Annotated in this window: 8 protein-coding genes; 3 read left to right on the top strand and 5 right to left on the bottom strand. The window is 41.4% G+C overall.

Annotated features, from left to right (window positions below):
* Positions 1-6 precede the first annotated feature (6 nt).
* Positions 7-3,108, bottom strand: a complete 3,102-nt coding sequence (locus tag HUW51_RS12600; RefSeq protein ID WP_185274369.1) for a SusC/RagA family TonB-linked outer membrane protein — start codon at positions 3,106-3,108, stop codon at positions 7-9.
* A gap of 1,131 nt (positions 3,109-4,239) precedes the next feature.
* Between HUW51_RS12600 and HUW51_RS12595 the strand changes: the two genes are divergently transcribed.
* From HUW51_RS12595 to HUW51_RS12585, 3 genes are all read left to right on the top strand, one after another.
* Complete coding sequence (locus HUW51_RS12595) at positions 4,240-6,219, top strand: S9 family peptidase (protein WP_185274368.1); 1,980 nt, start codon at positions 4,240-4,242, stop codon at positions 6,217-6,219.
* A gap of 9 nt (positions 6,220-6,228) precedes the next feature.
* Entirely contained in the window at positions 6,229-7,152 is a 924-nt protein-coding gene (locus HUW51_RS12590) for a DMT family transporter (RefSeq protein ID WP_185274367.1), read from the top strand.
* Between the two features lie 71 nt (positions 7,153-7,223).
* Complete coding sequence (locus HUW51_RS12585; RefSeq protein ID WP_185274366.1) at positions 7,224-8,057, top strand: class II fructose-bisphosphate aldolase; 834 nt, start codon at positions 7,224-7,226, stop codon at positions 8,055-8,057.
* Positions 8,058-8,339: 282 nt separating this feature from the next.
* Here the strand turns inward: HUW51_RS12585 and HUW51_RS12580 are convergent, their stop codons facing one another.
* The 4 genes from HUW51_RS12580 to HUW51_RS12565 form a co-directional block, all read right to left on the bottom strand.
* Complete coding sequence (locus tag HUW51_RS12580) at positions 8,340-9,293, bottom strand: carbohydrate kinase family protein (protein ID WP_185274365.1); 954 nt, start codon at positions 9,291-9,293, stop codon at positions 8,340-8,342.
* A gap of 367 nt (positions 9,294-9,660) precedes the next feature.
* The gene (locus HUW51_RS12575) at positions 9,661-12,114 is read right to left on the bottom strand and encodes a heparinase II/III domain-containing protein (RefSeq protein WP_185274364.1); all 2,454 of its coding nucleotides are present in this window, start codon (positions 12,112-12,114) and stop codon (positions 9,661-9,663) included.
* Positions 12,115-12,262: 148 nt separating this feature from the next.
* Positions 12,263-12,571 (bottom strand): hypothetical protein, encoded by a 309-nt coding sequence (locus HUW51_RS12570; protein WP_185274363.1) that lies wholly within the window; start codon positions 12,569-12,571, stop codon positions 12,263-12,265.
* A 67-nt stretch (positions 12,572-12,638) separates the two neighbouring features.
* Positions 12,639-13,817 (bottom strand): SIS domain-containing protein, encoded by a 1,179-nt coding sequence (locus HUW51_RS12565; protein ID WP_185274362.1) that lies wholly within the window; start codon positions 13,815-13,817, stop codon positions 12,639-12,641.
* Positions 13,818-14,203: the final 386 nt, after the last annotated feature.

Below are 14,203 nucleotides of genomic sequence, written 5' to 3'. Positions count from 1 at the left end.
GATTTTTTAAAAAGAAACCCGGGCACCTATGGTATAAACCTTCATGATTGGGTAGTTATCCCGGTTGCCGCTGAATTCCGGATCCCAGATACCTTGCGAGGCATACAGGAGGAATAAATTTTGGCCGGATAAATAAATCTCGGCATTAGCCATTTTAAGGGTGTTCTGGAATTTTTTAGGCAAGGTATAACTCAGCTCCACATTTTTTAGCCGGGCAAATTCCATATTCTGATACTCCATATCGGTCCGGAAGCTATTATTTCTCCAATAAGGCTGCCAGCCATTCGGGGTTCTGGGTTTGGTAGCATTCGGGTTATCAGGTGTCCAGCGTCCGTCGGCCTGATACTGGTAGTAATTTCCTTGCAAACCTTGCTGGGAACCTAGCATTTGCCGCCAGGCCGTTCCAACTCCGGTAATCAAAGCACTTAAACGAAAGGCTTTATAGCCTACATTAAGCGATGCGGCATAGGTTATTTCGGGAACGCTCGTCTGATCAAATAATATGCGGTCATCGGCGGTGATTTGACCATCTCCGTTCACATCTTCAATAATCACGTCTCCGGGTATGGCTCCGGTCACATGCGGCATTGAATTTACTTGATCTACATTTTTAAAAATACCCGCGGATTTATGAAGCAGTATGGCGCCGATGGGATGTCCGGTTCTTCTCTGCCATTCTACTACCTGCTTGGGCTCGTCGAACTCCACTATCTTGTTGCGGGCAAATGTAAAGTTGCCGGTTATCCCGTAGGTTACATCCGATTTACCTTTTTGGTATCCTAATTCCACTTCTAAACCTTTGCTATCCACGATACCAAAGTTTTCGTTCGGAAGAGAGATACCGGTAAAGTCTGGCACCGAAGCATTCCGTGCCACTAGAATCCGGCTTCGGCGCTGATAAAAGAAATCGGCATTTAAAAAGAAATCATTAAAGAACGCCGACTCAAAACCAACATTGGTCATGTTGGCAATTTCCCAGGTAATATTGGGGTTCGGGGTTACGTTCTGAAAAAGACTGTTACTATAATTTAAACCGGTGCCATAAACGCCGCCCGTGCCAAACGAATAGCTAGCCAGGTACTGGAAAGGGTCTACCTGGTCATTACCCATTCTTCCCCACGATGCCTTCAGTTTTAAAAAATTAACAAATTTATCCTGCATGAATCCTTCCTTGGAAATTACCCAGCCGGCCAATGCACTCGGGAAGGTTCCCCAACGTCCACTTTCTTCCGAAAAACGCACGGAACCATCGCGGCGTAGAGTAAATTGCAACAGGTATTTTTCTTTATAATTATAACTTAGTCTTCCGAAGTAATTAACCCGGGTATCAATCCCTACGGTTTCATAATTATCTTTATTTTGGTTGCCACCAGCAAATAGGTAAGGCAGCGCGCTGCTGACAAAACCGGTACGGAACGCCGATGTACTATTGGTTTCGTTTTTAAATTGCTCATAGGCCACAAAGGCACTCAGGTTATGCGCCTCATTAAAGGTCTTCGCGTAATCCAACTGCAAATGATAGAGCTTGCGGGTAGCGTTGCCATTCGTATTTTCCAATGTCCGGGGAGCATTGTTTGAAATCTTGGTCAAAAACGCGGAGCCGTCTTCCTTGCCAGTATTGCCAGCGGCCAAATACGCGGCCCGATTAAAGGTATACCCTTCCAGAGGCTGGGTAAAAAGCTTCCCTTTGTTAAAGTCCACGTCATAAGAATAGTAAGTTGTCAGAGCCAGTCCTTCCACACCCGGGATCTTTAAAGAAGCATTGAGCGTGTTGTAACTCATTAAGTTTTTCCGGTCGTTAAAACCATAATCCAGCGTGGAAATAACGGCCGGATGATATCCTAACCCAAAAGAACCAGTAGCTAGCTGACCATTGGGCCAGTAAGCAAAATCAGTAGGTCGGCCTTGGTTAACAACATTGAAAATTGTTTCTCGGTCCATGGACGAGGACATCCGGTTTTCCTGGATTTCGTTTAATGCTACTCCTACCGTTAAGTACTTATTAACGTTAAAATCAACGTTCACTTTGATGTTAAACCGCTTAAAATCATTCGCATCCCGTTTATAAATACCATCGGAATGAAAATAGCCGATACCACCGTAGTAGGTAACTCTATCGGTACCACCACTAATAGAAAGGTTATGGTTAGAGGTATTGGCAAAATTCCGCAAGGTAACGTCATTCCAGTTAGTATTCGGATGGGTCCAGGGGTATTCGCCCGATCTGTATTTTTCGACATCTTCCGGCTTATACCGCAAGTTGGCTTCCGCAACCCCGTCGTAGGTTTGCATCTCCCGCACCATTTGGGCGTAAGTAGCGGCATCCGTCATTTTGGGTAACCAGGTAGGTTTTGATAAACCTTGATACATGGAATAATCTATTCGGGGCTTGCCCTGGGCACCTTTTTTAGTAGTAACCAGAATTACACCGTTGGCCGCCCGGGCGCCATAAATAGCAGCGGAAGCATCTTTAAGAACGCTGATACTCTCAATATCATTGGCATTTAAAGCATTAATGTCCCTTCCTTCGGTGCCGTCAATTATAATTAAGGGTGCACTATTACCCAAGGTACCTCTACCACGAATTAACAATTGCGCTGCGTCAGCGCCCGGTTCCCCTTGCGGCTGTTGCACCACCAGACCCGGCAACCGTCCGGCCAAAGCATTGGACACGGAACCAACAGGCGAGGCCTTAATTTCTTTTGTGGAGATTGTTTCGATAGAACCAATAACGTTTACTTTCTTTTCTGCTCCAAACCCAACGATCACCACCTCCGAAAGATTTTGCATGTCTTCCGACATGTTAACATCAATTGTTGTCCGGTTTCCTACAGGGACTTCTCTGGAAACATACCCGATGATTGAAAAAACCAGAACCTCGTCCGGAGAAACCTGCAAGTTAAATTTACCACTTACATCAGTAGTAGTTCCTTTAGAAGCTCCTTTTACTAGTACTGTTACTCCTGGTATTGGAGCAGACCTTTCATCTTTCACAGTGCCAGTAACCGTTTTTTGCTGCGCAAAAGTATTCGATTGCACTCCGAGGATAAGAATACAACTTATCCAAAATACCAGAAGAGCCTTGCCAGGTGGTTCTGACCAACACATTTTTGTAGAAGTTTTTAATTTCATAATTGCTTTTTTGAGTTGTAGAGAAGAATATTAGCTTTCGTTGCCTAAATAAAATTGTTTTTAACAACAAATCATAACAAAAAAAATATTTTTTTTTAAATTATTAATGTTTTGAAACCCAAAATCTTCAAATTAATAAAGGTAATGGAACTTACTAGTTAATAAAATGAAACAAACCCTTAATACACCTAAACCCAAACTCGATTATTCATTGTATGTTGTTGTTTTTATATATCAACATATTCATTTACCAACTAAAACCATAAAAAACCTGCCAAGCACGTTAGCTCTGATCTCTTATTTCAAATTGGTCTATCTGTTTAAAATAATTTTTTAAAAAAGCAGATTATTTAATATGCTTTATGTAGCGAGCAGACAAGCCTATTCTAAGTAATAACAAGTTGATTAAGGAGTATAATGGAGTAAAAAGATTATGAAGCATTCTGGCAAAATAAATTAACTACTGATGGTCAATTAATTAAACTAACTAAAGCACAGGCACCTAGAATCTTTTTAGCATTTTAATTTAGCAAGCCTAACTAGAGGCTACAACAAAGAGAAAGTAGCTTAGAACATTATTTGTCTTTAGTTATTTACTTAATCCCTATCCGCACCACGTCGTTCTAGTCATTCATTCTATTCAACCAAATGACTTTAACCACTTGCACACCTCACTCAGCAATACAAAGCTGGTCTAGACGACGCAGACACCATAAAACAAGTATTTAAATATTAACTACTTATATATTTAAAAAAAAACAAGATTTACGAAAAACAAATAAAGCAGGCAATAATATATATCAGGAAGTTCATACGGGTTTGTATAAAAATATTGCAATAAAAACGTGATGTAAGAAATAAAAAGGACAGAAAATTATTCTTTAATTTTTTTGTAAATAAAAGATTTATTTCGCAACCTTACGTAAGGTTGTGAAAAATAAGCACCAACCAATTAGTACATAATCTGAAAGAAAGTTTGTAAGAAAAGAAAGCTGATTAAATCTTTGTATTTACTTATAAACCTTGGCCTAGTGTATCCACTAAATATTTTAATATTAAAAAAAAGGTCATTCATTAGAATAGCTTCAGTGAATTACCAATTAAATCATGAGAGAAACGGAAAATAAAGAGACGGGTAACCTTATTTTTCATATTAATGACATATTTGAAATTCGCACTCTAAGTGGTATCAAGATTTCTCCTGATGGCAGTAAAATCGTTTATGTAAAAACTGTAAGCGATTTAAACCACAACACCAGACAAGATTATATTGTATTAACATCTACTTCCGATAACAAATCAGAGATTTTAACCCAAGGATCTTCCCCAGTATGGTCGCCGGATGGTTTATCTATTGCTTATCACGCATCCCAAAACGGAAGCTCCGGAATATGGATTTATAGTTTACAGGATCATACAACCCGTTTCCTAACAGAAGTGTATGAATCATCTTATTTTATTAATCACCTAACCCAAACAGATTTCTGCTGGTCGCCGGATGGACAGTATATCGCCTATGTAAGTACCGTTCCTCCTACTGTGCCGGAAGCCCAGGATAACCAGATTATGGTGGTAAACCGGCTGCTTTACAAAACAAAAGGCGGATGGGGCCGGCCATTTTTCGCGGATGCGTATACGAGCCATATTTGGATTATTCCTGTTAAGGGCGGCGAACCGCAAATCATAACTCCGGGGGATTATAACGAACATTCTATATCGTGGTCTCCGGACAGCACCCAAATAGTGTTTATCAGCAATCATACCGCTGATCCGGATAATAATCAAAATTGCGATTTATGGACCGTTAGTATCCAGACAAAAAAAATAGAAAAACTTACAAACCATGCGGGTACCGCCTTTCAACCTGCCTGGTCGCCGGACGGGAAGTATATTGCGTACCTGGCCACGACAAGCGCCATTAGCACAAACGACAGCCCGGCGGACGATACACAATTATATATCGTACCAGCAACGAGCGGATCGCCGCAATGTTTAACCCAAACCTTAGACCGAAGAATAGAAAATATCCAATGGCATCCCCTTGGCGATTGGGTTTACTTTACCGCTGGCAACCAAGGCTCCACATCGCTGTACCGGGCCTCTATAAGCACCGGTGAAATTGAAAAAATCCTGGCGGGTAATTCCCAGGTGCAAGAATATTCCTTAACTGCCGATGGAGATGCTCTGGCCTATATTTTAACAGACATTACCCATCCGTCTGAAATTTTCCTGAAAAAAACCAGCGAGCCTTCCCCCATTCAAATAACAGATGAAAACAAAGATTTGCTGGATAAGTGGGCCCTGCAGGAGGTTAAGGAATTCTGGTTTAATAGCTTCGACGGAACTCCGGTACAAGGCTGGCTCATGCCGCCTTGCTCTTTACAGGATTCAAAAAAGTACCCTTTAATCCTGGTTATTCACGGCGGTCCGCACAATATGTTCGGCTATTCTTTTGATCCGTTCATGCAGTTGCTAGCGGCGCACGGATATGGGGTGCTTTTCATGAACCCCAGAGGTAGTAGCGGCTATGGCCAGGCATTCTCAAGAGGCACTGTCCTGAACTGGGGTGGCGGCGATTATAAAGACCTGATGCTCGGACTAGATTATGCTGTTGCTACTAATTCCTGGATTGACGAGGGAAATTTGGGAGTAACCGGCCAGAGCTACGGCGGCTATATGACCAACTGGATCATCACGCAAACCAATCGCTTCAAAGCAGCTGTTGTCGATGGCGGTATCAGCAACCTCATCAGTTTCGCGGGCACCTCTTTGTACCATTCACTCATGGAATCGGAATTTAACGGGAGTGTTTATAATAATTTTCCCCTGCTTTGGCAATGGTCGCCGTTGCGGCATGTAAAAAATGTTAAAACTCCTACGCTGTTCCTGCATGGCACTAAAGACAATGAGGTTCCGGTAACTCAGGCGGAAGAAATGTACGTCGCCTTAAAAAAATTAGGAGTAACCGCATCTTTCGTCCAGTATCTCGAAGAAGGGCATGGCTGGCGGCCCGATTTGCAACCGAAAAGCAGATATGATTTATACAGCCGCGTGCTGAACTGGTTTGATGAATTTATAAAGAGTTAAATTTTTAAGATGAACAAAGGAAAAAATTGGATCAGTTTTGTAGTTATCCATGTAATTTTTATGGGCGTGTGGGGTGCGCTTATCGAGATACCTGAAAAAAATGGTTTTCCGGCCACCCTGGGCTATGTGGTATGGGCCTTAACCATGATTCTGGCGGCAATTTTTGCCTTGGCCATAAACCGCTGGCAACTCGAGCATGACAAGCGTTCTATTTTACTGGGCACCGGTGCCGGGATTATGGGTGCAGGCGGCCAATTGGTTCTTTTCTTTACCCTGAAAATAGCACCGGCCTACCTTGTTTTTCCATTACTTTCCTTAACTCCGGTTATTACCATTTTATTGGCGGTAATTATATTAAAAGAAAAAACAGGGCGCTTGGGATGGCTGGGCATAGTTGCGGCCCTTATCGCGGTTCTGTTGCTCTCCTATCAACCTCCCGGCGACAGCACGGTTAAGGGTTATTTATGGATGGTTTTAACGGCTATACCCTTGCTGGCCTGGGGAGTTCAGGGTTACGTTTTGCGCTTTGCCAACGAAACCATGAAAGCCGAGAGCATTTTCTTTTATATGGCCCTGGGCTCGGTTTTACTTATTCCGTTTGCCTTATACATGACTGATTTCTCGCAGCATATTAATCTGGGAATAAAGGGACCTTACCTGGCAGCGGTAGTTCAGATATTAAATGCTTTTGGTGCTCTTTGCCTGGTGTATGCCTTTAGGTTTGGCAAGGCAATAATTGTAGCCCCCATGACTACTGCCCTTTCCCCAGTACTGACAGTGATCCTCTCATTAACTATTTATGCCTTTATACCCCATCCGGTAATTATTACCGGCATGGTACTGGCCATAATCTCGGCACTTTTAATGGCTGCGGAAGAGACTAAAGTGGAAGAGACTAAAGAGTCAAAAGCAATAAAATTGAAAGAAGTATAAAGCCGATTCTACCTCTCAGCTACTAAAACGCTAAATAAAATTGGTAAAATTTTAAATTTCTCTACTTTACAATGACCTTAAAGCAAAAAATGCAAGTACTTACCGACCAAAAAAAAGGCTTACTTGCTACTAATTTTTACAACCTGGAAACGCTTCATGGCGTATTGCGGGCGGCTGCGTCCTTGCAACAACCATTAATTTTACAACTAACCAGAAGTTCCATCGAATACATGGGCCTGCAAACAGCCGTTAATATGGGTAGGAGCGCCTTGGAAGCATTTGGCGTTGAAGGATGGCTGCATCTGGACCACGGCGACTCCCTGGAACTTGTTCGCAAATGCCTGGACGCCGGCTTTGATTCCGTTATGTTTGATGGCAGTGAATTGCCTATTAAAGACAACATAAAATTAACGGCAGAAGCCGTGAAAATTGCAGGCGAATACGGTGCTACCGTTGAAGGAGAGCTTGGTTATGTTGCTAAATTAGGCCAGTCTCATGTTCAACAAATGTTCACCAGCCCGGAGGAAGCCAGCTTATTTGTGGAAGAGACCGGTGTAGATGCCCTGGCAGTTGCTATTGGGTCTGCCCACGGATTTTACAAAGAAGTGCCGAAACTTCAATTACCACTGTTATCAGAGATTCACGCAAAAACTGATGCTATTCTGGTTTTGCACGGCAGTTCCGGTATCCCCGAAGATCAAGTACAGGCCGCCATTTCCAGAGGCATCTGCAAGGTTAATTTGGCTACCGAAATAAAAAATATGTTTATGAAAAGCCTGCAGGCCCTCCTGAGAGATACGGATGAAATAGATTTAAGAAAAGTATTTCCAAAGGCAACAGAGAAAGTAACCGAGTTAGTTATGGAAAAACTAATTTCGGTTCAGAACCTGAAAGAATATGTTTAAATCTTGAATGTTATTTCTCTATAGAACATATGAGGTAAACAAGAATAAAAATACCATTATCCTTTATTGCCAACAATCCGGAAGAATTTAATCAATCGATAAAATTCTTCCGGATTGTTTCTTTTTGGTGGGATTAGATCAGGAAGCTGTTTAAAATTTAAAATTTTAAAAAAAGGACGCCCTTGCCGATGCCTTCATCTCAAAACTTATTTACAGGTACTTATAATTAAAAAATTTAAAAATGCGAAACAGCTAACTTAAAACTAACCAGTAACCTACACCTTAAAAAGTATAGTCAAAAGAAGATTTCGCGATTTCTTTTACCTTACTCATATTCTCAAATGCCATCGTCCCCCCCGAACTGGTTGTATTTATAGCTCCCATTAGGGCACCAAACTCCATACATTCCTTTAAAGTCCTTCCCTGCAGAAACGCATGAATAAAGCCCGCATTAAAACTATCCCCCGCCCCAATACTATCTACGACTGAGTTATTAAAAAATGCCGGCTGATGAATTAAATTATTATCTGTCCAAAGAATAGCCCCTTCTCTGCCATTTTTTACCACCAGTATATTAGAAAAATCTTTAAGTACATCAATTGCCGCCGGAATTGTTGTGGTATTTGTTATAGCGTTAAGTTCGGCCTGGTTTGGCATAAAAATATCAACGTAGCCTAAAAGTTTTTCCCAGTCAATATCCCATTTTTCCGCCGGATCCCATTGCGGATCAAGTGAAGTAGTAAGCCCCAATTGCTTTGCTTTTTTAAAAAGTAACACGATATCTTTTTTCAGGCTTTCTTGCAGAAAAACAGAACTTAAATGAAGGTGCCTGGCCTGTTCTAATACATTATCCGGAATATCCCCGAGGTTAAATGCTGCCATCGCCCCCTGATACGTTACCATTGCCCGGTCTTCATCATAATTAAGAACTATGGTAACACCAGTATCTGGTTTACCGGTGCGAACAATATTATTTACATCTACCCTTCTCGCCTTTAAAGCGGCAACGATAAAATCACCGTAATTGTCATTTCCAACTTTACCTGTAAAGGTTACCTTCGTTCCAAAAGCACTCAAATTACTGGCGAAAATGGCGGAACTACTACCTAAGGTGGTAACAAATTGATTCGCAATAATTTCTTTTCCGACCTCCGGAAATTTGGAGAGTCCATTGGCAATTAGATCCACATTCAGCTCACCAACAACTACGACATCATATTTTTTTTTAAGAATCATACAGGAAGCTATAGTATTAAAATTGCCATTTTACTGAATCCGTAAAGCACATTGTTAGAGCTAAATAAATTAAATTTTTAAAAAATTGCGTTGCGACTTTTAAGTAGCGACAATAAAACTAATTAACGTGAGTTCGACGTAAGCTTTTAGCGGAACAAATAGCAGTATATTTTACTTTACTTACTATCAAATACAGTCATTCTGGAAGAATCTAACCAGTAAGTAACCGGTTAGATTCTTCGAATTCTACAGAATGACGGAGATGAAGAAGAATGGCTTAGCTCGAAATTACGTTAATTAAGCCTTCAATTATATGGAAAAACCAACTTTTTAAATTCTGCTACGAATAGCCCCAAACCGAACCTTATTAATCTGCCAATATCCGAATCCTTCTTACTCCGTCAGATTCATCGTTAAAATATAGAACGCCTGCGGAGGAAGTTTGGAAAGTGCCTTTGTTTTTGTTGTTTATAATAAGCTTTACTTTTTTATTGGGCGCTAATTCAGCTAGTACATGGTTTACCGGTGTTTTTGCCTTTACCTTATATTTCAGAGGAAAATTTACTGTTTGCTGCTCATGGCCTTTGGCATCGAGACTGCTGCTAAACATGACCAAATAAGGATTTTGTTCTGACCGGAACAACGCTCCTTCCAGTTTGCCATCCGGTGTCCGCAGGTATTCAGTAGCGATCATCTCTTTTTTACTAGAATCCGAGATTTGAAAAGCATGCAAAAACGCTGTACTGGTTCCGGGTTTTACCGGGCTTACTTCCATGCGCCAATTACCCGACTCCCGATTTTGGAGGAATGGCTTTTCGGGTGGAAAATTCTTCTTTGCAAAACGGTTATAATATTCATAGCCCGGCCCGCCAATTATAGAAATGGCTCTTTTGGTGGGCATCAAGGTTTTAACAAATAAACTACCGGAATAAGGCACAGACTGGCCTTCCAGTGCTAACGTTCCGGAGCGTTGCGAATGAACTATGGAGGCATTTTGGTAATCTTTTACGCCTGTTTCCGGTATTTTCCCGTCGATGGTAGGTCGTTCTTCAAAGTGCAATAACCAATAATTATCCAGCGGCCGGGGTGTGATCACGCGGTCTTTCACCACCAGAAAGTCGGCTTGGGGCAGATAAAGCAATTGCCGGTCCATCCACGTTACCTTTTCGCCATACGCGTTTGTCAGGTTGCTTTTCACATAATTATAACGGTTCAATTCCGTATCGGCATCAAAGGCCAGTACACTCGCCGTATGCAGCCCGAGCGCATCAGCCTTCTCATTAAATTCTTTCCAGCTTGTAAGGGCTTGCGCGCCCCGGATTATTCGCTGTCCACCATCGAGATAAATTTCCGTTTTGTTTACTTCCTTGCCGGGAATCTCCTTAGGATCATAAACCAGAACATTGTTGTGCGCCAAGGTCCGAATAGAGTAATTAGACCAGCTATCACTATACATCTTGGAATAACCGCCGCCATCCACCACTAATGCGCCTTTTTTATAAATGAGAAAATGTCCTTTATCGAAGTGCTGATGGTCGGTATAATGATCACCGCTTAAAAAGGAAATTAAAGTACCATTTTCGCTCCAATCGCTTCTGAACATAATATGCTCATAGGAATTCTCTCCCAGGCGCATCGCAGTTGGTAAAGTAGTATAGGCCGGCTTGTCAGGAATTTCAGCATTGTAATTAACTAACATCATCCAATAATACGGTTCCGCCACCAAATCTGGCCCGTAATAAGCCGACAATTGCTTTGAGAAGGAATGTATTTGCCCTTGCAGCGTCTGATCGTTGATTTTCAGGGCCATTAAATCTATAAACGGGCGCAGGAAGGATTTGTGCGGAACAACCCGCGTCGTTACATCGCCAATCCGCTCCAGGGTAAGATCCGGCCGGAAGTTGGCGATAATGAATTTTGACATCGGAACCAGAAAATCATTGTAGTTTTCTTGTATTATTTTAAAATAATCCCGGCTGGTAGCGGTTGTTAATCCGTTCAAGGTCATCAGCAACGGGTAAAATACTACAAACGGAGTATAATGATTGCCCTCTCCCCAGGTTCCCTGTTTAGCTTTTATGGTTTCGAATAGCATGTGTTCATCCAACAGCAGATGGTTTAACAGGCCTAGGTATTCTGCGGCTTGCTTATTATATGCTTCGCTTTCCCCATGAATGGCCATCGCTGCCATAGCCACCCCGTACATGGATACAAAGGTATAGTTATGGTTGATGGAGGGAGTTACTACTCCACCTTTAAGATGTTCCGCCCCTTCGACCAACCGGGCACATATCTTTAATGCCATCTCCTTCGGCAAGGCCATTCTGACCCAGTCAAACGCAATGGCACTATTATAAACCATGGCGGCAGCAGAAGTATGCTCCCCAAAATTATAAGGAGTATTGGCGATGTATTCCCCTACTAATTGCGCCATCTTTTTATCCCCGTTCAGTAAATACTGCATCGCCATTGCGGGCAAACTTTCCCAGCCGCTAATTCCTCCGGTATAATTAATCCAATTTTGATAGGCTGGATCTTTGATTTTTAACCGCAATGCCGATAAAGTGAGTCCGCTCCCAACCTGGTCTTCATCAGCCCGCACGAACAGCCGCGGCCGAAGGTTGGATATTTTTATGGTTTCCTCCGAATCTGCAAAAGAGCTATTAGCAAGGATTGTTTTAGCAGAAGAAGTGAGAGCAACATTTACACTGAAATCCCTGGAATTTAGTTGCCCCAAAATAGCCTCTGGTAATATTTGTGCTTGCGATAACTCAGTCCATAAGAGTAAGAAAGCAAAACAACCGTAGATTTTTTTTAGCATACAAATTATATTCTATTTTATATAACACCAGGCATAAACAAATTCCTGTTCCATGAACTATTTTGTAGCCTTTTAAAGGACATTATTAAGGTGCCGAACTCACCTAGAGATCTTCGGAGAGTGCTTCAGAAAAGGCTTTTTTTTAAATTTAATATCCTATTCTTTCTGGTACCGGTTCGAAAAGATTTACTGTTATTACCTCCACCTGCCGCAAAAGCTGACTTTGTAATTTTAACACGTTTTCTTTTGTTTCTTCAATAATAATAAGCGCACGTAGTCGCTCACCACCGTTCAATCTGCTGGTTTGAAAATCCAGGACAGGAATCCGGCGGCGCGAAAAAATATTGTAAAGCCTCATGGAAATGTGCAGCGAATACGCACTTTCGATAACAAAAATGTACTGGTTATTTTTGTCAGGAATTGTAAGCAGGTCATTTTTCTGACTTTCTGTACTCATATGTCGCACTTTCAATCTGCACTTTGTATCATTCCGCTATCGTTGATGCTCCGGTTTCCAATCCGGCTTAGATATGATTATCTGTTAGTTCATAGATCGGAAACTCTTCCACTACCCGCGAAATAGCACCTGTTTCCGAGGGCGAATCTGGCCGGAGCCCCAATTGAACAGATTTAAAAAAGGCAATTAATTGGGCAGGCAGCACGCTGCACACCGACAGAAATTCTTTAGGTACGCCCAGGTTTTCTTCAGAATAGCAGAAAGTATAATCCAGATGAAGCTCTGGGATTTGCTTTTCCATAATTCCAATCTCCAGCAGTGGCTGGTTTCCTTTTTTCATGGAGGCCACCATGTCAATTTCATATTTTAAAACATAGCTGTCGCTTGAAAAAATATATACTACCAAGGTGGTATTATCTACAACCGCTTTCGGACCATGTCGGAAACCGAGAAAAGAATCATCTTTACATATAATTTTGCCGTCCGTCAGCTCCTGAAGTTTTAAATGCGATTCAGTGGCTGTACCCTGTAAAGGCCCGGAACCCAGAAAAACGGCGCGCTTAAAGTCTTTTTCCGCAATCAGACGAAAATCTGCACTGTAATCATTAATAATTTTGCTACCGTAACTACTTAAAATATCAACCATAGCCCGGTTAGCTTCAATGTTTTGCATTTGTGAAATAAGAATGCCGGCCAATAACATTCCAGTATAACTGCTGGTCATGGCAAGGCTCTTATCATTCGCTTCACTGGGTAAGGTTATCACGAATCGGCGCTCTTCATCAGCCCTGCCATACCCAGCAAGTTCGCCATCGCTATTGCAGGTAATAATCAAATGAAAGCAGGTATCGCAAAGGGTATCTGCCAGCACAACCGCGGCTATACTTTCCGGACTGTTTCCCGATCGGGCAAAGGAAATCATCAGTAAAGGCGTTTCCGGGTCCAGGTAATCTTTCGGATCAGATACTAAGTCAGTGGTGGATATGGCATCTGTTATGATTTTAGTATTTCGCTGGAATACCCCTGACAAGGAACGGCCAATAAATGCACTGGTGCCGGCGCCTGTTAATATAATCCGCTTTGTTTTTGGTAAGACTTTATCCAGAAATTTATTGATTTCTGATCTGTTTTTATGAATCATCTCCCAAACGCTTAACCATATCTCTGGTTGCTGCGCTATCTCTTTTGCCGTGTGGAATGCACCTTTTTCATTTAAAGTCCGAAAATCCAGCCCGAGGTGTTGCATATTTTATTACTTTAACCTTTGTGTGTACTAAACAAAACTAATAAAAATAAAACCAAAAACATTCGTTTCGTTATTTTTATTAAGCAATTTCCTTTCCTTTTATATAAATAAGTATTTTAACCTGAAATTACTTTCAAGCCTTTTATATCCAGAAAACATCTATAATTTATCTACAAACATCAATTTTAAGCCCAAAAAACCAGATTCTACTCAATTATTCCTTCCAAGCTATCAGATTTCACCTGTTTCGCAAAATGTATCAACATATTTCAATTCATTTACTTTTATTTTTAACTTAAACTTAATTTTAAAATTATTTAATCTTAAATTAACATAGAATCTTAAAATTCCTTTGTTTTAGTTACAATCTACATTTATTCTCAATT

Source organism: Adhaeribacter swui, assembly GCF_014217805.1.
Taxonomy (GTDB): domain Bacteria; phylum Bacteroidota; class Bacteroidia; order Cytophagales; family Hymenobacteraceae; genus Adhaeribacter; species Adhaeribacter swui.
This window is presented reverse-complemented; position numbering and strand designations above follow the sequence as displayed.